Raw genomic sequence first — 20,254 nt, 5'->3', positions numbered from 1 at the left:
GATACTAGATTCATATTAATAACTCTGCATCAGTTTTAGATAAAAACTTTGCTGTTATTTGCATTTTTTTTGAATTATCATTAATAATAGTTATTATACCAGTCGATTATGATAGTATGATGTTTTTATCACTGTAAATCAAAAAAGGATCGGTAATTTACTTAAATAAATAATCCTGAAATTAGGAGCTATTTACCTTTTAGAAATTTAAAAAATATAATCTTAGGTTAAGGGATAGAATATGAACAGAAAAAAACAAATATTTTTTATATTTATAATATTTTTTTTTGAATTTGCTTACGCATCGGGTTCTAATGATAATATAGCTGAGATCAAGAAGATAAATACAATTCAAGCAGCTAAAATAAAAGATTTGGCTAAAAAAAGGTCTGTATTAGAGAATAAATTATCTGCACAACAGAAAAAATTACAAGAATTAGAAAATAATATTTCTGCAAGTTCTTCTGGAGAAGGTAATAATTCCTCAACCCATTTAGGTAATAATTCTATACAAAATACAATCGGTGCTAATGAGCCAGAACAATATAGTGGCATGAGAATTACTAATTCACGAAATAGTTCTATATCTGAAATGGAAGATAAAAAAACAAGTAATAATACCAATCTAGAATATGAAGAGTTATCAAAAGAAATTTCTAGTAGTCCTAAATCTAGCAGTACTTCAAAGTCAAAAGAAAATATTTTAGACGAACAATCTGTATCTGTAGATCAATTAGAAGAAACAAATTTACAGGAAAAATCAACAAACTTTTTGGAAGTAGCAGAGTTAAGGAATGATATTGCTCAAATACAAGAAAATTTAGCAGACTTACAAGGACAAAAGGAGCAGTTAGAAATTGATTATGAACAAGAAAAAAAACGTTTTGAAGAAATAAAAGAATTAAGAAGCACTTTGAATGATGAAATAGTTAAAGAAAAGTCTTTATTTCAGTTACAAACAGAAGTAGAGAAGCAACGAGAGTTGTTAAGAGAGGGTAAGGAGGAAGCGGAGAAAGCAAAGGCACTTGCGAAGATAGAATCCGATAGGGTAATAGAGGCGTTACGGGAGAAAGTAGAAATAGCTGAGAAGGAGTCTGAATTAAAAGCTTTAAGGTTGAGTGATATAGAGAAAGATTTACTGGCTCTAAGAGATACAAAGGGATTACTTAACTCGCAACTAGAGAATGCTAGGTTAGAAGCACAAAAAGTTGGAAATGATAATGGTAAGCTAAATGATGAAGTTAAGAATTTAGCCCAACAATTATCTGCTAAGATATTAGAAGTAGAACAAAAAGAAGTTTTGTTTAAACAAAGTAAGGAAGAAGCAAATGAAGCAATACGAATAGTGAAAATGCAATCTGATAAGATGATAGAGGCATTAGAGGTGCGTGCAACAAAAGCTGAGAAGGAATTACAACAAAAACAACTAGATTTAGCAAACGTTCAAAATAACTTATTAGCACTAAACCTTGATAAGGAACTATTAAGGTCGGAACTAGAGAAAACTCATTTGAAAGCTGAAGAAGCTGGAGGCAAAAATGATTTATTAAATACTGAAGTTGAACGTTTAACAAAAATACTATCTGATAAAAATATGGAAGTAGAGAAGCAACGGGAGTTGTTAAGAGAGGGTAAGGAGGAAGCGGAGAAAGCAAAGGCACTTGCGAAGATAGAATCCGATAGGGTAATAGAGGCGTTACGGGAGAAAGTAGAAATAGCTGAGAAGGAGTCTGAATTAAAAGCTTTAAGGTTGAGTGATATAGAGAAAGATTTACTGGCTCTAAGAGATACAAAGGGATTACTTAACTCGCAACTAGAGAATGCTAGGTTAGAAGCACAAAAAGTTGGAAATGATAATGGTAAGCTAAATGATGAAGTTAAGAATTTAGCCCAACAATTATCTGCTAAGATATTAGAAGTAGAACAAAAAGAAGTTTTGTTTAAACAAAGTAAGGAAGAAGCAAATGAAGCAATACGAATAGTGAAAATGCAATCTGATAAGATGATAGAGGCATTAGAGGTGCGTGCAACAAAAGCTGAGAAGGAATTACAACAAAAACAACTAGATTTAGCAAACGTTCAAAATAACTTATTAGCACTAAACCTTGATAAGGAACTATTAAGGTCGGAACTAGAGAAAACTCATTTGAAAGCTGAAGAAGCTGGAGGCAAAAATGATTTATTAAATACTGAAGTTGAACGTTTAACAAAAATACTATCTGATAAAAATATGGAAGTAGAGAAGCAACGGGAGTTGTTAAGAGAGGGTAAGGAGGAAGCGGAGAAAGCAAAGGCACTTGCGAAGATAGAATCCGATAGGGTAATAGAGGCGTTACGGGAGAAAGTAGAAATAGCTGAGAAGGAGTCTGAATTAAAAGCTTTAAGGTTGAGTGATATAGAGAAAGATTTACTGGCTCTAAGAGATACAAAGGGATTACTTAACTCGCAACTAGAGAATGCTAGGTTAGAAGCACAAAAAGTTGGAAATGATAATGGTAAGCTAAATGATGAAGTTAAGAATTTAGCCCAACAATTATCTGCTAAGATATTAGAAGTAGAACAAAAAGAAGTTTTGTTTAAACAAAGTAAGGAAGAAGCAAATGAAGCAATACGAATAGTGAAAATGCAATCTGATAAGATGATAGAGGCATTAGAGGTGCGTGCAACAAAAGCTGAGAAGGAATTACAACAAAAACAACTAGATTTAGCAAACGTTCAAAATAACTTATTAGCACTAAACCTTGATAAGGAACTATTAAGGTCGGAACTAGAGAAAACTCATTTGAAAGCTGAAGAAGCTGGAGGCAAAAATGATTTATTAAATACTGAAGTTGAACGTTTAACAAAAATACTATCTGATAAAAATATGGAAGTAGAGAAGCAACGGGAGTTGTTAAGAGAGGGTAAGGAGGAAGCGGAGAAAGCAAAGGCACTTGCGAAGATAGAATCCGATAGGGTAATAGAGGCGTTACGGGAGAAAGTAGAAATAGCTGAGAAGGAGTCTGAATTAAAAGCTTTAAGGTTGAGTGATATAGAGAAAGATTTACTGGCTCTAAGAGATACAAAGGGATTACTTAACTCGCAACTAGAGAATGCTAGGTTAGAAGCACAAAAAGTTGGAAATGATAATGGTAAGTTACAAGTACAAAAAGGATTAAAAAGAGTAGAAGTAAAAGCACAAGAATTAGTGTTAAAGGAAAAAGAACTACAACAAAAGTTTAAAAAGATAGAAACACAAGAACAAGAGTTGGAATTAAAACAATTACAAGTACAAAAAGGATTAAAAAGAGTAGAAGTAAAAGCACAAGAATTAGTGTTAAAGGAAAAAGAACTACAACAAAAGTTTAAAAAGATAGAAACACAAGAACAAGAGTTGGAATTAAAACAACCGCAAATCAAAAAGGAGCTTACTAAGATAGAGCAACAGGAAAAGGAAATAGATTTAAAGAAACCGCAAATCAAAAAGGAGCTTACTAAGATAGAACAACAGGAAAAGGAAATAGATTTAAAGAAACCGCAAATCAAAAAGGAGCTTACTAAGATAGAGCAACAAAAACTTATTTCACAACAAGAGTCAAGTGTTATAAAAAAAGAATTTAAAAAACTAGAGAAACAAAAAACAGAAACCATTCAGATTGGACAAGAAATAAAGGCAAAATTTAAAAAATTAGAGAAAGAAAAACAACAATTACTTTTACAAGAGCAAATGAAAAACAGCTTTTTGATGGCGAATAAGATGAAACAGCAACTTATGCAGGAGAAAGTAAATCCTTCTATGTTAATGAGAAATAATAAACGTTCTCATTCCATTTCCTACAATAGTAATAGCACTTCTTCTGTATCTAAAGAGTATAAGGATAGTTTACCTGAACAAAAAAAGATAATTGCTGTTAAAAATAGAGAAACCAATACACAAAAACATATCAAGCCATATACTACTACTATTCAAACTGAAGTTAGCAGACCAAATTTAGAAAGGCAACATCGTGCTGTTATTACTTTTTATAAAAAATAGATGTAATATCTAAATTATTACCAGACTGATTTTTCAGAGAACTAATAACAAACTCATAAAATTATGGTATAAGAATGTATCATTTTGGCAAAAACTTTACTAAATTTATTTCTAATGCAATCTTTAATAATTATAAAAAATTTACGTCAAAAATTAATATTTACAGTTTCTATAGTAGGTAGAAAAATAATAAGCTACAAATATTTTCTGCTATTTACTACTTTTGCAATTTTTATAGGAATTATTTTTCTGAAGAAAATTTTTATTGTAGAAGAGATATCTCAACAAGATGAGGTAAAACAAGTTATTCCTGTTGAAGTAGTTAAAGCCGAATATTCATTAGGAATTAATAATAAACTTACAACTAATGGTAAAACTATAGCATATGAAACACATCCAGTAAAATCAAATATCACTGGAAAAATCACAGAACTTGATTGTTCTGTTGGTACTTATGTCAAAAAAGGTGATATTTTAGCTATCTTTGATACTGAACAAATAGATTATCAAATTGAGCTTACAACTCAAGAATATGAGATAAAAAAGAAAAAACTAGATTCGCTACAAAAACTACTAGATAAAGATTTAATTAGCTATACGGAATATGCCAATCATGAAATAGAATATTTAGAGGTAAAACAGCGTTATCATAGACTATTAGACGATAAAACCAAACATTATATCGTTGCACCTTTGAGTGGAATTGTAGAGGAAAAATTTGTTGTTGCTGGAGAGTTTGTAACTCAAAAGGATAAAATTGTTATGATACATGATATTCAAATAATCAAAATTGGTTTTAATATTGATGAACTTGATTATCAGAAATTTAAGAGTGCTGAAAATAGTTATATATACGTATATATTCCAGCTCTAGATTTGTCTTTTACACTCAATGATTTTAAGACCTCAGAAATTGCTCAAGAGAAGAATCACTCAGTTTATATTGAGGCATTCATTCCAAATGATGATAATTTAATTACACCTGGTTTATTTGTTAATGTTGATGTGATTTTTAGCGATGATCAACAAGTAATTAAATTGCCAAATTCTGCAATTTTTTTTGAAGACCATTATTTTTGCTATGTAATTGAAAATGATATAGCAAAAAAAGTAGCAGTTGAAATAAGTGATAGTGATAACACTAATATTAGTGTGATTTCTACCATTATAAAATCTGGTGATCAGGTGGTAGTTTCTGGAAAAAAAGGATTATACGACGGTGCTAAGGTTTTGATTGACAATACTTTAGTAGTTTCTCCGTGATTTATGTACAATAAAATTTGCCTTTTAGACTGATGAGATGATGATAAAAAGGATATTAGAACACAGTAGTATTTTTATTGTAATGAATATTGTTATTGTGATACTTGGTATCTATTCATACCTACAACTTAAAATTCAGCTTTTACCAAATCTTCCAGTTTCAAATATTTATATTTCTATTATTAATCCAAATGTCAAACCTGAGTTAATAGAAAAATATACCACAAGACCTTTTGAAGAAATATTCTCACATGTTGATGGAATAATCTCTATTCTTGCCGATAGTGAATTGGGCGAAAGTAAAATAACATTAACTATTGCGGATAAAATTCCTATTAACCAAGCAATAAACCAAGTACGAGACTTGATAATAAAGAATAGATCGCTTTTACCGGAAGGAGCCAAGGACCCTATTGTTTCTACTGAAAGTTTCTCAAACCTACCAATGATGTATATTGGGTTGATGAGTAATAATAGTTTACCTAGTGCTGATGAGATTGATTTAATTAAGAAAAAACTAAAATATGTTGATGGGGTAGCAAGTGTTTCTAGCTTTGGTATAACTGAAAAGGCTGTTTATATTAATATTGATCCAGCAAAGTTAGCTAAATATCATATCCCTCTGGAAAATGTCCTTGCCTCTCTAACATTACAGAGTATTGATTTTTCAGGCGGTAAACTATCAAATCAGTATAAAACGGAGTATATTTCATTTGATTCCGTAATAAATAAAATAAGCGATTTTGACAATATAAGTTTGGACAGTAATAATGTTGCCGTGAAATTAAAAAACGTTGCAAATATTGCTATTTCGGATAAAGAAGCAACAAGTTTTGCATATTTAGGCATGAATAAAATTGTTTTACTAGGTATTTTTACTAAATCAAATTCAAATCCAATTGATGTTGCAAATAGTGTAAGAGAATTTTTAGACAATTACGAAAGGACAAACAAGCAATTTAAGTTGCAAATTATTATTGATAATAGTCAAGATATTCTACAAGCGTTTCAAGAAGTAAAAAAGACTTTACTAGAAGCGGTGGTGTTAGTATCTGTTATCGTTTTGCTTTTAATGGGTTCGGTACGATATTCTATTATTGCAATTTGCTCAATTCCCATTTCAATTGCAGCCTGTTTTATTGTTATATATTTACTTGGCCATACTATAAATACGATAACAATGTTAGCAATTGTATTATCAATAGGTTTAGTGGTAGATGATTCAATTGTAGTAATTGAAAACGCCGAGCATTATTATCATAAAAATAGAAACGCATTGGAAAGTATATTGCAAGCGATGCGTACACTTTTTTTATCGGTTTTGATCTTAATGGTTACCCTTATAGTAATTTATATTCCAATATTTTTTATTAAAGGAGCAGTCGCTAAGATTCTACAGGAATTTGCATCTTCCGTAATTGCGTGCTTAGTTACATCGTTTATTGTAGCATTTACATCGACTCCAGTACTATTCCTAAAGTTAGCCAACAACAGTCATGAGAACAGATTTGCAAAAATTGTGAACCTTACATTATCATTAATAATGCGCAAATATACTAGTTCTCTGTTCTTTATAATCAGAAATATAAAAACATTTCTGTTTTTGGTAGTTATAGTTACACTCAGTGGTATATATATTGCAGTTAATAAGATAAAAATTGAAGTAGAACCTTTTGAAACAACTGATACGATAATCATCACAAATATCTTTGCTACTAATACAAATCTCTCCTACATTCATCATTACATGGAAAAAATTACCAAAATAATTAAGGATGATGATAACATTAAATACATTTTAAGAATTGAAGAATCTCCAAGATCAATAATTTACGTGATCCTGAAAGATAAGAGCAAAGCACTCTTAACTTTCAATAATATTGAATCTAAGCTTAAAAAAGTAGCTGTTGCTGGCGATCTATCAGTAAAATTTGCTCAAAGCAAAAATGCTGGCTCTGTAACTGGAAACGTTGAATTGAACTTTTACGTCAATAACCAATCTTCCATGAAAAATAACTGGGAAGCTATACATTTTATACGAGAAAATTCTAAAAACTTATTCTCGAATGTAATTGCAATAGCTCCGTCATTAGTTCAGGATTATAAATTTTTATGTGACCAAGATAAATTATTCCAGTATGGGCTTACACAAAGGGACATATCAGATACTCTAGATATTCTGTTTAATGCTAGAAAGATCAGTAACTTTAAACATTATGATAATATTTATGATGTTATAGCTAGATCAGACATAAAATTTGGTCAAATGCTTAGGAATGTTCAAAATATGTTGATCTCAGTCCCTAAAAATAGTGAAAGTATTATACAACTCAAGGATATATGTATGATTACTAAGGTTAATACAGTAAGCCAAATTCTTCGTTATAATGAACAATATTCCATTGAAGTTATTGCTACTGCAAAAGCTGGGATTAAATTACAAGAAGCTGTCAATTTTCTTGATCAGTTAAATAGGAAATTACCAAATGATACTAATATTATCTACACTGATCAAACTCAAATGTTAATTGATTCAACATCCTCATTTACAATACTCATTACTATAGCTGTTTTAGGGCTTTATTTATTAATGTTTGGAAGATTTAATAATTTGGTAATTTCACTGATTATATTAGTGGGTGGAATTCCTGCTGCTCTAAGTGTAGCAATGCTCAGCTTATATTTTACTCAAGGTGGTTTAAATATATATACTGAAATATCACTTATCACGCTAGCTGGATTAATAACAAAACATAGTGTTTTATTATGCAGTGCAATATATCAGACACAGCAAGAAGGTGAGATGTATTTGAAAGCTATAATAGCAGGTTCGGTTTCAAGAATTAGAGCTATATTAATTACTTCTCTTGCCATGAGTATAGGTTTATTATCACTTTTTTTTGATACTGGAAATTATTCCAATAGCCGTTTCCAAATGGCTATGGTTCTAGTTACCGGAATTGTGGCCGGATCAATATTAACAGTTTATATAGTACCATGTTTTTACACAATTTATTCCAGTTTTATTATCAAAAGTAGTAATAGTACCCACTAGCTCTGTAGGTAGAGATGGTATAAAAATGGCAATATAGACTCTATGTAGCTGTTGTGCGCCAGGTATACTAGTCCACCCCTGCGCCAGATGAGAAGTCCACTATATACTAACTTTTTTGTATCATATTGTCATCCTCCATTTTAAATTTTGGCGTAAAGTTTTTTCGGTAAGAATCACCCTCTAATACTACTCTATACGAATTATTAACTATTCTATCCAAAGCAGCGTTAGCCATAACAGGATCAAAAAATATTTCCGCCCATGTTTCAATTTTCCTATTTGTGGTAATGATCAGACTAGCATTTATATGCACGGCCGCTATTAAATCATATAAATTACCTCAGTTCGGGATAAGCGCGTAGTTTAGAGATAAATCAAAACTATAATTTATTGAAGGTTTATTTTTTTTAAAGCAATATGATATAAACGTGGATAGTATATGCACAAAGGCATTGATTGGTGATCTATTAACCCACCAATTAAATACCCGACATAACTATTGCCAAGAAGGAAGGAATTTGTATAATGCAATAATGTCAAAAAGTGAAGATTTTAGGAAATTATCAATAAGCGCACAAGCGTCGATGAGAAAGATTGCTCTAAAACTAGTAAAAAGAGGAGAGAGTCAATCGTCGGTAGGTGAATTAATAGGAGTGAGTCGCCAGACAGTAAATGAATGGGTAAGGAGGGAAAAGAGAGGCGACAAGTACGCAATTAGTGGGAAGTTAAGAGGTAGAAAGATAGGAGAGAAAAGGCTTATAACCGAAGATCAAAGTAAAATAATACAAGGGTACGTAAATATCTCTAGACCAGAAGATCACAATATCAAATCAGCATTATGGTCAAGAAAATCAGTTAATGCACTCATCAAAAAACATTGTGGATTTTTTCTTCCCCTAAGTACAATAGGCGAATATTTAAGAAGATGGGGGTATACTGCACAAAAGCCAAAGAAGTTAGCATATGAGCAGCAACCCAAAAGGGTTCAATTTTGGTTAGATGAAGAATATCCGTCAATAGCCAAGCAAGCAGAATATGAAAAGGCAGAAATACATTGGTGCGACGAAGTAGGGATAAAACAAGAGTGTCAGGTATTACAAAGCTATTCTTTAAAAGGAAAAACCCCTGTTGTGATTCATAAATCGAAGAGATTTAGTATAAACATGATATCCACTGTTACAAATAACGGTAAGCTAAGGTTTATGCTGTACGAAGAGACACTAAAAACAAATGTATTTATAGAATTTTTACGGAGGTTGGTAAAATACTCCAAGAAAAAAATCTTCTTAATCCTAGATAATCTCAAGGTTCATCATAGCAAAAAAGTACAAATATGGACTCGGAAACATAAAAAGAAAATTTCTTTATTTTTTCTGCCTCCGTATACTCCGCAACATAATCCGGATGAATATTTAAACAACGATTTAAAAAGAAATGTAAATAGGAAACATATACCTCTTACAAAATCTGAACTCCAAGGGAATTTAAAATCTTACCTAAGGACTCTGCAAAATAACCCAGAACATATCAAAAGATTATTTCAGGCGAAAGAAGTAAAATATGCCGCCTAAGTCGGGTATTTAGTTGGTGGGTTAATATGTCTCGTGTGTTCAAGGTTCATTTTATTTTTTAAATAATCAAATACAGTTTCAATTATATTTCGTTTGCGTAGTAAGATTTTTTCGTTTAAATCCATTAATTTATTTGGCATATTCTTTTTAATTCCATGCACCATTTTCAATCCTCTTTCATATAAATTAATGAATAGATTTTGCTTAATATAACCTTTGTCGGCGTATATAAAACCAGTTAAATCCGTTGTTAGATCAAGCACAGGAACTCTATCATCTACGTTTCCCTTAGTCATTTTTAGCGCGATAAATTCACCTTTTTCGTTGATCACTAAATGTAATTTAAACCCATAAAAAAAGCCCATAGATGATTTGCCTTGCTTGGCAAGCCCAGCAAATGTTTTATTCCTATAGCGTCTTTTATTGTGGCAGATTTTGATTGCGGTAGTATCCATAAAATATGTGCCAGTTTCTTCGCCAAATAACATATGCAAAAGTATATTAAACGGTAAAAATAATCTAGACATTAGTTCTACAAAACGGTTATAACTTAAGGCATTCGGAAAATCGTTTTTGTGGATATACTCTATACAAGTTTTGTAAAAATATTTAAAGTTCTTTGCATGAGACGTATGATACATTACCATGATCGTCATAATCTCGCTCAAGCTCATACTACATAAGCGATTTCGCTGTTTATTGCCAGGTAATAATTGCTTTTTTTCGTAACCAGAGTAAATTTGGCAAAAATCATCTATAAAGCTGTACAATTCCGTGATATCTTTTTTCATGCCTGTGGTTGCCATTTTTTGTTAAAAAAGAGCTTTATCACAGGCATCACCATCTTGCAACCCTTGTATCTACTATATATTTATGCAATCCTTATCCCGAACTGGGGTAAATCAGATGATTGTTCCGCTGATAAGGTTTTTAGGCCAAAATCATCTAAGATCAATAAATCAACTTTTGTATAACGCTTAAAAATAGCGTCATAAGTAAAATCAGCTCTAGAACGGTAAAATTCGTTAAGCAACTCGTTGCTCCTTATAAACTTTACCTTTTTATTACGTTGGCAAGCCAACATTCCAAGAGCTTGAGATAAGTGCGTTTTACCGGTACCTACGAGTCAATCATTTATTTTGTGTAAGTTGTATTTTTTAATTCCAGTAAATCCTGCCTAAAATCCCCGCATAAAATTTCATAGTATAGGAAATTCAAAATTTGCAACCAGAAAAATCATCAATCAGCTTTTTAAAAATTCGTTTAATAAATATGTAGTTACCAGCCACAATATTAGAAATTATCAACACTTTTACAAAAATCTCTGCCAGAATCTATCTAAAAATAGGTTCAGTTTTACAAATTATGTGGCCAAGACGTGAAAGAAGTGTTCGCCATAATGATGTTATCTAGGCGTTGATAATAATTCATTGGTTCTTATTAATAACAATGGCGGAGATAAACCGTAATAAACTTGCCGCAGATTCATACATTTATTGCAATTATAGCAAAACAGAGGATCTATTTTAAAATTCAACCAAATCATTAATCTCCAACTAATGAGCTTAGTTTTCTTATGAACGATTTGATTAATTGCCTTATATACGATAGGTAATTGTACGCCCCTAGTTCTATTAGATAAAAAACCGTAATACCTAATCATTCGAAAATAACGATCTGGTACATCCATAATCAGACTAGCTATGAACTGCATCACGGGCATAGTTATGCGATCAATTGTATTATTATAGTGATCAAAAATTTAAACGTTACCTGCTTTCCGTCGTAATTTTCTATTCTTGTCTCAAATAATTTTATATACCGCCCTAAATATTCTATGTTGCGTTTATGATCATCCGATGGTTTTTAAATAAACATACCAACTGATTTTATTATAAACTACTCATCCAGTTATTAAAATTCTCAGCATTTTGATATGCGGACGGCAACTTCAAATTACTTGAGATATATTGAAAGCGAAATAACTCAAGGACTCTATGTCTCCACATTTTTTAATAGGTTCGGCAGGAAAAAATAATTTTTGCCACTTGCCTTTGCTATTTATACCGCCGCAAGTAACCGATAAATGGATATGAACATTGCGTTTTAAATCTCTACCGAAAGTGTGTAAGGCAGTAAATATACCAACCACAAGATTTTTCTTTGTAGCTATTAACCCACCAATTAAATACCCGACATAACTATTGCCAAGAAGGAAGGAATTTGTATAATGCAATAATGTCAAAAAGTGAAGATTTTAGGAAATTATCAATAAGCGCACAAGCGTCGATGAGAAAGATTGCTCTAAAACTAGTAAAAAGAGGAGAGAGTCAATCGTCGGTAGGTGAATTAATAGGAGTGAGTCGCCAGACAGTAAATGAATGGGTAAGGAGGGAAAAGAGAGGCGACAAGTACGCAATTAGTGGGAAGTTAAGAGGTAGAAAGATAGGAGAGAAAAGGCTTATAACCGAAGATCAAAGTAAAATAATACAAGGGTACGTAAATATCTCTAGACCAGAAGATCACAATATCAAATCAGCATTATGGTCAAGAAAATCAGTTAATGCACTCATCAAAAAACATTGTGGATTTTTTCTTCCCCTAAGTACAATAGGCGAATATTTAAGAAGATGGGGGTATACTGCACAAAAGCCAAAGAAGTTAGCATATGAGCAGCAACCCAAAAGGGTTCAATTTTGGTTAGATGAAGAATATCCGTCAATAGCCAAGCAAGCAGAATATGAAAAGGCAGAAATACATTGGTGCGACGAAGTAGGGATAAAACAAGAGTGTCAGGTATTACAAAGCTATTCTTTAAAAGGAAAAACCCCTGTTGTGATTCATAAATCGAAGAGATTTAGTATAAACATGATATCCACTGTTACAAATAACGGTAAGCTAAGGTTTATGCTGTACGAAGAGACACTAAAAACAAATGTATTTATAGAATTTTTACGGAGGTTGGTAAAATACTCCAAGAAAAAAATCTTCTTAATCCTAGATAATCTCAAGGTTCATCATAGCAAAAAAGTACAAATATGGACTCGGAAACATAAAAAGAAAATTTCTTTATTTTTTCTGCCTCCGTATACTCCGCAACATAATCCGGATGAATATTTAAACAACGATTTAAAAAGAAATGTAAATAGGAAACATATACCTCTTACAAAATCTGAACTCCAAGGGAATTTAAAATCTTACCTAAGGACTCTGCAAAATAACCCAGAACATATCAAAAGATTATTTCAGGCGAAAGAAGTAAAATATGCCGCCTAAGTCGGGTATTTAGTTGGTGGGTTAATATCTCCTTAATAATTCCTGCTGCAATACCGGAAATCAATCCAAACAGATCACGATTGAGCCAAAATATCGGCCATAAAGAGTCCGGCATTGTAAATGTAATGTGCTGCCATCGTGTTTTTGGTAGAACATTGCTAGCCTTACTCACCCATTGATCCGTTTGTTTCTTACCACAACGAGAACAAAACCTACCTTTACAGCTGAATGCTACCGATTTATTGCGGTTACAATCACGGCAGCTATAACGTTTAAATCCTAAATATTTCGTTCCACACGATATAACTTTAGTGACGTTGAAAATAATGCCGTATCTTAGCTTGCCGTATTTTTTAGCGAAATCGAGACCAATTACCACGGTCTAGAAAAATATGTTTTATAGATATTCCTTTACCGACTATTTCCATAAATTACTTATAGTTAATGTTTTCTTACCAAGGAATCTTTCTTCCTTTGCGTTCTAAATCAAATTCTTTACAATCAGGGCAATAGTAAACAGAATTATACTTATGATTGGGAGATATTTTTCGCAACATTATCCAGAAAGCCTTGGCTATTTCCTTATCTCCTTCGGAAAAAATCTTTTTGATCCTGCTGTAAGGAATTGCTTGCTCTTTAGAAATGGCCTTAAGAGTTTTTACCGCTAATTCATTGACCAAATGCTGCTCAGAGTGCAAGTTACTCATAACTCAATTATATATTATCTTATGTATGTCTAACATTCAGTCTTTATAACTCAAGTTAAAACAAATCAAATACCAGTATTATAATCCTCCATAAATATTTATCGGTCAAGGGTATCTTCTTTTAAGCTGCCACCGATAGGTGGCTTATCTTGTAGACATTTTCCAGTGATGAAAAGATTTACCTATACCAGTTTACTAAGCTCAATTGCCAAGTTAATGACGTATGTCATTACTTCATTTGGTTTAGTATATTCTACTAAGTACTTTGGATATTATGGAATATTTATTGTACTAATTCCTATAGGAATATTATATTACTTCGCTGTTAATCATTTTGATTCACTAGAGCGGGCAAGCTAAATTCTTTATCAAATATAGGTTCTCTGTATTGTAAATCGCTTAAAGAAACCACCTTTAGCTTAATGTTAAGGTTTACGCACTCTTTATAAATATATTCACTGATGTCGTGTAAAGATAAGTCTTCTGCAAAAATTAAAAAATTTCTAATGGATTCATTAATCTGTAGTTTCTGTTTTTCTACTGACATAAAATTCAAGGTACTTATGTTATGGGTTCTATCCATTAATTTAATTAATAACACTTCTTCATCTTGCATTTGATAAGCATTGGTAATTATTTCCTCTACACTTAACTTCGTCCCATCAGGCCTATCACGACTAAGCCTATCAACCATTTCAGCTATTCTCTGCCCAAAGCTACTATTTATCATCTCTACGGTAACTTCCGTATCTTCTACAATATCGTGTAATATGCTAGCAACTATTACATCAGTTTTTAGCTTATAATCAGATATCATATAAGCGACTTCTAAGGGATGACTATAAAACGGCTCTCCGCTTTTTCTCACCTGTACTCCATGATATTTCCTAGCCCAATAAATAGCCTTATTAACCAAATCAAAATTCAGTATATTTTTAGTATCTAATGATTTTAGCTTTTCTATCAATCTTATTGAATATTTACAAGGCGCTGAATAATCCATAATTTAAGAATTAATTAACTACATAATTATATAATAACTCCATATTAGTTGAAATATAAGTAAATTATAAATTATTTATTAAATTATTTTCTTTAATATTACAAATTAAATATTAACAGATTAAAAAATGGCACAAAATTTAATTAGGACAATACTTACAACGATTACTTAAATAGGTAAGATATTATTTGCTATAGACATAGTGTTTACGATATATAACTTAATCATATATCCCATTTACAGGGGCGTTGACAGGCTTAACCACCCTTGTTAGACTTGGGCTCCTAGTTAAACCTAACCGAATAAGCTTAAAATGGATAAGCAAACAAAAGACTTTTCGTATAACCAAGAAATTAACTTAACTTATAATCAATTACAAGCTCTCGGTATAACAGCAGAGATTTCCTGAGAGTTAAAGATCCTTATTCCATTTTACAAAAATTAACTAGAAAATCAGTTAAGCTTAAAGAAATAACTGATATTGTTGTCTTTAGAATTATAGTAAACGAACAAGACGAATGCTATACAGCGCTAAAACTTATTCAGGAAATTTACAAGGTAATACCACGAAAGTATAGAGATTACATTGACAAGCCAAAGACTAATGGTTATCGCTCCCTGCATACTGTTATTCTTTTAGGTTCATATGGATTACCTGTTGAAATACAAATACGCACTAGGGGAATGCACAATATAGCTGAAAATGGTGGAGCTGCGCATAGTAGATATAAACAAAATCAAGAACCACGGACTATTACCCCTGCAGAACTTAACCTTTTAACGAAAGCTTACGAAACCTTAGGTCAAGATAACTTAACAGAATCTGCTCTGATTGCTTATTTACAAAAGATACAGATTATTTGGAACGTAGCTTTGTAGAACTTCAAAATAAAACTAATAACGATAATTATTATAAAAACCCTTAAAAACCAATAAAACTATGGAACTTCATGAGGATTTGTGATACAATGTTTGTAAGTATTTATGACGGTAATTATGGAAAAAATATCTCCTCGCGTTGACTTGGCCTTCAAGAAAATCTTCGGTGTCGAAGAGAATAAGGATCTTCTTATTTCTCTTATAAACTCTATTGTTGACACGGAAGATCAGGTATCAGATATTACTTTGTTAAATCCTTATAATCCTAAAAACTTTAAACAGGATAAATTATCGATACTAGACGTTAAAGCTACAAATCAGGACGGTAAAAGATTCAATATTGAGATTCAGATTAGCGACGAAGCCGATTATGACAAACGAGCCCTCTATTACTGGGCAAAATTATATACCGAGCAGCTAAAGGTAGCACAGGATTATTCTGCTCTGTCCAAAGCCATAGGTATTCATATACTGAACTTTACTTCTATCCCTAAGGCAAAAAATTATCATAACGTTTTTCATATTACCGAAAAAGAGAACGGGTTTGCCTATTTCAAGGATTTGGAATTGCATACAATAGAACTCAATAAATTTACTAGCGATTCAAGTGAGGAATTAAAGGATATAGTTGCTAAAACCAGAACCGCTCTTGATATGTGGGTTGCTTTCTTAACAAGGCATGATTTACTAAAAGCAGAACGCTTACCGAAAGAACTGGATGATGAGAATTTGAAAAAAGCACTACATGTATTGGATGTTCTGAACTTTAGCGAAGAGGAAAGAGAACTTTATGAGGACCATCTCAAATGGCTTAGAATAGAAGCCAATACACTAAAAAAAACTGCAGAGAAGGCTTTAGCTGAAGGTATCTCCATCGGTAAACAGGAAGGTATCTCTATCGGTGAAGCTAGAGGTATTGAGAAAGGTATTGAAAAAGGAGAAACCAAAAAAGCTGTAGAAATCGCCAAGGCTATGCTAACAAAAAATAAACCTATGGAAGAAATAGTAGAATTTACCGGTTTAACTGTTAAAGAAATAGAAAAGTTAAAATAATCATGAGTATTGATATTAATACAAATACACATCCCATTTTGGTAAAAACAGCAATTAATATGATAAACCAGAAGCTGGATGATAAACTTATTTCATCCGTAACGGGCTTAGATTTAGAAGAAATTGCAAAACTTAAAAACAAATTATAATTTAAAGGTAATAAATGAACAAATCAGAATTTATCACCCATATCGCAGACCAACACAAATGCACAAAAATAGAAGCTGAGAAAGTAATTGATACATTTACATCTTCAGTAATTGATGCCATAGGACAAGGCAAGGAAATATCCCTTCTTGGCTTCGGTAATTTTACTATTAGTAAAGTTGCAGCAAGAAACGGACGTAATCCTAGAACAGGTTCGGCATTGAAGATTGCAGCTTACAATCAACCAAAATTCAAAGTAGGATCAAAACTAAAAGACGCGGTGAATAAAAAATAACCATAGGCTAAAATGACAGAAGTACTAGAAACTGGAAAACTGTGTGCCTTTAGTAAAAATGTATAAACTATTAATTTATAGGTGATACTATTATAAATTTTTTTAATTATCTTAAATGTTAATTAATAGTTGTGAGACGATAAAAAATTATTTAAGATTCTAAAAAAGCACCTAATTATAAGCATCCGGCAATGAAGAAACCAGCAATAGTTAGCTTAAGTTCAGCACAGCGACAAGAAGTTGTAAATACCCTAGATGAGATACTAAAAGAAAATAATTATCGTTACAAAGATTTAGTATTAGAGACGTTAGACTTTGTTAAAGTCCTAATGGAAGAGTTAAAGTCTGGAAAAATCAGTACCAATCAATTAAAACAGATATTATTGAGCCTGGATCAGGAGGCGCTAAAAAAGCTATCGGAGATTCATTAGAACCGCAAAATGAATCTCATGGTAATGGTGCTTGCGGTAACGGTAGTAATACTGATTCAGATTCTAAAGTAATAGATATTGCATCACATCAAAGAAAGAGAGCCAGTAGGACTGGTAAAGGCCGATATAGTTTTGATGATTATCCAGATGCCCCTATTAATAATATAGAGATTGAAGGTATAGGAGTTGGCGATATATGCGGGTCTTGTCATAAAGGAAAGCTTTACGAGGGTCAGGCACGTAAGTTATTACAATTCAGCGGTAATTCTCCAGTAAATGTCGAACGATACCAGAAGTCAGTATTACGCTGCAACACTTGTGGTTTAGAGTTTATGAATCATCAATCAGTAGATAAATGGACTCATAGTGCAAGAAGTTCAATTATACTGCAGAGAGTTTATGGAATGCCTTTTCATAGATTATCAAAATTACAGTCCTTATATAACGTGCCCATAGCTGAAAGTACATTATGGATTCAATCTTTAGGTGTATGGGAAGATTGTGGTTATGCTATATATCAGCAGTTATTGGCTGCAGCGAGTGAGAGCAAGATTTTTTATTCAGATGATACCGGAGCAAAAATTCTTGAAGTGATGAAGACTAATAAAACCTTGCCTGAGAAACAGCAGCGCAGTTGTAATACAACTACCATATGTACTAGAACGGCCAGAGGTGAGAGTATCATATTATACATGACTGATAATAAGCACTGTGGGGAGAATTTTGTACCAATCATGACCAACAGGGGTAATAAAGATCATTATTTTAAATTAATGGTAGATGCAAGTAGTAAAAATACGCCTAAAGTTGATGAGCAAGAGCTAGGTAAGTTAATAATAATAAATTGTTTATTTCATGGCCGGGAAAAATTTGCCGAGATAAAAGATTATTATCCCGAAGAATGCAAATATTTTCTAGATGAAATCAGTTCGATCTACAAAATTGACCATGAATGCCGAAATTATGATTCCAGAAAAAGGCTAAGACATCATAAGAAAAATAGCAGTAAGCATATTAAAAACATATATGATAAGATCAGGTATTTATATGATCAAAAATTAGCTGAGCCTAATAGCGCACTGGGTAAGGCAATGAATTATTGGCTAAACAATAAAACCGGACTGACACGGTTTTTAAAGGTTAAGGGAGCCCCTCTAGATAATAATAAATCCGAGCGGGCTTTAAAGAGCATAATATTACAGCGCAAGAATTCTCTGTTTTTCAAGACCAGGAATAGCGCTGCAATATGGAGTGGCTTAAGTAGTATAGTAAGGACATGTGAGGCAAACGGCATCAACGGCTTTGCTTATTTTAACTGGATTCAAACGAACTGGAATAAAGTACAGAAGGATGCAAGCAGTTACCTACCTTGGAAATACCTGGAGTACCGGAATAATACGGAGTTAGTGGCCGCTTAAAGGTCTCCAGTTTTTTGCCAGTTTTGCTGATAAAGGGTCACCATTATTAATTAGAATGTGCAGTGATCGATGACAGATTTGTTGGTACATTGAACCATTTAGAGATTGTATTTTATATTTGAATTTACCTTGAGAAAGTCTTTTGGTACAGAGCCAGAATCCTTGACCATCGAACGATAGGACTTTAATAGTGGTTTTGCTTTTGTTATAAAATAGAAATAAAGCCCCACTCATAGGGTTTATGGTAAGTTTTTGGTTGCAAACAGCAATAAGACCATCGATGCCTTTGCGGAAATCAATATGTATGGTTGCAACAAATATGGTTGATTGAGGCGTTAATTGGAGCATAAAAAGGTATTAATAATGCTGGTTGGATCTGAAGTGTGAATAATAAGCCTGATACCATTTGGTTTTATCATCTCGCAGGTGAAATTTAAGGGTGTCGCAGGGTTGATTAGGTGATTCTTTTGTGGCTGGTTTGGATCAGCGAAATTGAAAGGAATAAAATTAAGTGATTCAGTTACTGAAGTTTGCTGATTTTTGCTATCAAGTGAGTAATTTTGATCTTTTTGGATATTATAAAGAAAGGATCTACTGATATTTAAGGCAGCAGCAACTTGTGATATTGAATATGAAGTTAATAATTGCCTGGCATGGGCTTTTAGATGGGGAGGAATAGGAGAAAATTTACTACTTTTTTTATTATCTCGCCAGACTTGGAACTGGTTAGCAACTTCTTCTAATGTAGATATAGTTGAACTCATATTAATGCACCTATAATATATTTTAAAAGTGCATAATATTTTAATATTTTGCCCTAGTTATGCATTTTTACTAAAGGGACACGGAAAACTAAAACAGATCATAGATAAAATAGAAACCATAGAACAGGAACGCCTAGAAAGTACCGATCTCCTGAAAGATGCATTTAATGAGGCTAAATCAATGGGTTTTGACGTTAAAATCATTAAACATGTCCTTAAGCTCCGTAAAAAAGATAAGAAAAAGCTGGAGGAGGAAGATAGCCTGATTGAATTATATCGTACTGCTTTACAAATTTAAATTACTTTATGGAAAAACTAGATAACCTTCTTCAAAAGTATAAGGCCCTAACATACAACACTCCAGTACTTCATGGTCT

The 20,254-nt window shown here is 32.2% G+C and carries 15 protein-coding genes and 3 pseudogenes; 9 read left to right on the top strand and 9 right to left on the bottom strand.

Going from position 1 to position 20,254, the window contains the following annotated elements; translation table 11 throughout:
* Positions 1-241: 241 nt before the first annotated feature.
* The 3 genes from N3Z16_RS09495 (at position 242) to N3Z16_RS09485 (ending at position 8,333) form a co-directional block, all read left to right on the top strand.
* The gene (locus N3Z16_RS09495; protein ID WP_282487174.1) at positions 242-4,015 is read left to right on the top strand and encodes a hypothetical protein; all 3,774 of its coding nucleotides are present in this window, start codon (positions 242-244) and stop codon (positions 4,013-4,015) included.
* 84 nt (positions 4,016-4,099) lie between these two features.
* Positions 4,100-5,278 (top strand): efflux RND transporter periplasmic adaptor subunit, encoded by a 1,179-nt coding sequence (locus N3Z16_RS09490; protein ID WP_282487173.1) that lies wholly within the window; start codon positions 4,100-4,102, stop codon positions 5,276-5,278.
* Between the two features lie 37 nt (positions 5,279-5,315).
* Complete coding sequence (locus tag N3Z16_RS09485; protein ID WP_282487171.1) at positions 5,316-8,333, top strand: efflux RND transporter permease subunit; 3,018 nt, start codon at positions 5,316-5,318, stop codon at positions 8,331-8,333.
* Positions 8,334-8,439: 106 nt separating this feature from the next.
* Here the strand turns inward: N3Z16_RS09485 and N3Z16_RS09480 are convergent, their stop codons facing one another.
* Complete coding sequence (locus N3Z16_RS09480; RefSeq protein WP_282487205.1) at positions 8,440-8,655, bottom strand: ATP-binding protein; 216 nt, start codon at positions 8,653-8,655, stop codon at positions 8,440-8,442.
* Positions 8,656-8,673: 18 nt separating this feature from the next.
* Positions 8,674-8,802 (bottom strand): annotated as a pseudogene (locus tag N3Z16_RS12105) (IS982 family transposase); the annotation flags it as partial.
* Positions 8,803-8,866: 64 nt separating this feature from the next.
* Here N3Z16_RS12105 and N3Z16_RS09475 point away from each other — a divergent pair.
* A complete protein-coding gene (locus tag N3Z16_RS09475) occupies positions 8,867-9,904 on the top strand; it encodes an IS630 family transposase (protein ID WP_282485609.1) in 1,038 nt (345 codons plus the stop codon).
* Positions 9,905-9,921: 17 nt separating this feature from the next.
* Here N3Z16_RS09475 and N3Z16_RS09470 read toward each other — a convergent pair.
* From N3Z16_RS09470 to N3Z16_RS09465, 4 genes and pseudogenes are all read right to left on the bottom strand, one after another.
* Positions 9,922-10,695 (bottom strand): annotated as a pseudogene (locus tag N3Z16_RS09470) (IS982 family transposase); the annotation flags it as partial.
* A gap of 80 nt (positions 10,696-10,775) precedes the next feature.
* Positions 10,776-11,015, bottom strand: a pseudogene (locus N3Z16_RS11510) (ATP-binding protein); the annotation flags it as partial.
* Between the two features lie 294 nt (positions 11,016-11,309).
* Complete coding sequence (locus tag N3Z16_RS11505) at positions 11,310-11,666, bottom strand: transposase (RefSeq protein WP_410519649.1); 357 nt, start codon at positions 11,664-11,666, stop codon at positions 11,310-11,312.
* 189 nt (positions 11,667-11,855) lie between these two features.
* The gene (locus N3Z16_RS09465; RefSeq protein ID WP_282487167.1) at positions 11,856-12,149 is read right to left on the bottom strand and encodes a transposase; all 294 of its coding nucleotides are present in this window, start codon (positions 12,147-12,149) and stop codon (positions 11,856-11,858) included.
* On the opposite strand from N3Z16_RS09465, the gene N3Z16_RS09460 reads away from it, so the two are divergent.
* The gene (locus N3Z16_RS09460) at positions 12,143-13,180 is read left to right on the top strand and encodes an IS630 family transposase (RefSeq protein ID WP_282485609.1); all 1,038 of its coding nucleotides are present in this window, start codon (positions 12,143-12,145) and stop codon (positions 13,178-13,180) included. The two genes, N3Z16_RS09465 and N3Z16_RS09460, sit on opposite strands and share 7 nt — an antisense overlap.
* Here N3Z16_RS09460 and N3Z16_RS09455 read toward each other — a convergent pair.
* The 3 genes from N3Z16_RS09455 to N3Z16_RS09445 all read right to left on the bottom strand — a co-directional run bounded on the left by N3Z16_RS09455 (position 13,137) and on the right by N3Z16_RS09445 (position 14,890).
* A complete protein-coding gene (locus N3Z16_RS09455; protein WP_282487166.1) occupies positions 13,137-13,559 on the bottom strand; it encodes a transposase zinc-binding domain-containing protein in 423 nt (140 codons plus the stop codon). The genes N3Z16_RS09460 and N3Z16_RS09455 overlap by 44 nt on opposite strands.
* Before the next feature lie 73 nt (positions 13,560-13,632).
* Entirely contained in the window at positions 13,633-13,887 is a 255-nt protein-coding gene (locus N3Z16_RS09450) for a hypothetical protein (protein WP_282485543.1), read from the bottom strand.
* A 325-nt stretch (positions 13,888-14,212) separates the two neighbouring features.
* Positions 14,213-14,890 carry an HD domain-containing protein gene (locus tag N3Z16_RS09445; RefSeq protein ID WP_282487165.1) on the bottom strand — a complete coding sequence of 226 codons (678 nt, stop codon included), beginning with the start codon at positions 14,888-14,890 and terminating at the stop codon, positions 14,213-14,215.
* Positions 14,891-15,262: 372 nt separating this feature from the next.
* Here N3Z16_RS09445 and N3Z16_RS09440 point away from each other — a divergent pair, with 372 nt between their 5' ends.
* The 4 genes from N3Z16_RS09440 (at position 15,263) to N3Z16_RS09425 (ending at position 17,264) form a co-directional block, all read left to right on the top strand.
* Entirely contained in the window at positions 15,263-15,769 is a 507-nt protein-coding gene (locus N3Z16_RS09440) for a nucleotidyltransferase family protein (RefSeq protein WP_341850351.1), read from the top strand.
* Between the two features lie 117 nt (positions 15,770-15,886).
* Positions 15,887-16,822: an Rpn family recombination-promoting nuclease/putative transposase gene (locus tag N3Z16_RS09435; protein WP_282487203.1), complete on the top strand. Its 936-nt coding sequence runs from the start codon at positions 15,887-15,889 to the stop codon at positions 16,820-16,822.
* Positions 16,823-16,824: 2 nt separating this feature from the next.
* Positions 16,825-16,971, top strand: coding sequence for a hypothetical protein (locus N3Z16_RS09430; protein ID WP_282487164.1), 147 nt, complete (start codon positions 16,825-16,827; stop codon positions 16,969-16,971).
* Between the two features lie 14 nt (positions 16,972-16,985).
* Positions 16,986-17,264, top strand: a complete 279-nt coding sequence (locus N3Z16_RS09425; RefSeq protein ID WP_282487163.1) for an HU family DNA-binding protein — start codon at positions 16,986-16,988, stop codon at positions 17,262-17,264.
* Positions 17,265-20,254: the final 2,990 nt, after the last annotated feature.

This window comes from Candidatus Megaera polyxenophila (assembly GCF_029982035.1).
Taxonomy (GTDB): domain Bacteria; phylum Pseudomonadota; class Alphaproteobacteria; order Rickettsiales; family Rickettsiaceae; genus Megaera; species Megaera polyxenophila.
This window is presented reverse-complemented; position numbering and strand designations above follow the sequence as displayed.

Bases quoted from the DNA above. Each gene is read 5' to 3' on its own strand.
- N3Z16_RS09495 (WP_282487174.1), top strand. From the start codon at position 242: ATGAACAGAAAAAAACAAATATTTTTTATATTTATAATATTTTTTTTT.
- N3Z16_RS09485 (WP_282487171.1), top strand. From the start codon at position 5,316: ATGATGATAAAAAGGATATTAGAACACAGTAGTATTTTTATTGTAATG.
- N3Z16_RS09475 (WP_282485609.1), top strand. From the start codon at position 8,867: ATGTCAAAAAGTGAAGATTTTAGGAAATTATCAATAAGCGCACAAGCG.
- N3Z16_RS09460 (WP_282485609.1), top strand. From the start codon at position 12,143: ATGTCAAAAAGTGAAGATTTTAGGAAATTATCAATAAGCGCACAAGCG.
- N3Z16_RS09450 (WP_282485543.1), bottom strand. From the start codon at position 13,887: ATGAGTAACTTGCACTCTGAGCAGCATTTGGTCAATGAATTAGCGGTA.
- N3Z16_RS09445 (WP_282487165.1), bottom strand. From the start codon at position 14,890: ATGGATTATTCAGCGCCTTGTAAATATTCAATAAGATTGATAGAAAAG.
- N3Z16_RS09435 (WP_282487203.1), top strand. From the start codon at position 15,887: ATGGAAAAAATATCTCCTCGCGTTGACTTGGCCTTCAAGAAAATCTTC.
- N3Z16_RS09430 (WP_282487164.1), top strand. From the start codon at position 16,825: ATGAGTATTGATATTAATACAAATACACATCCCATTTTGGTAAAAACA.
- N3Z16_RS09425 (WP_282487163.1), top strand. From the start codon at position 16,986: ATGAACAAATCAGAATTTATCACCCATATCGCAGACCAACACAAATGC.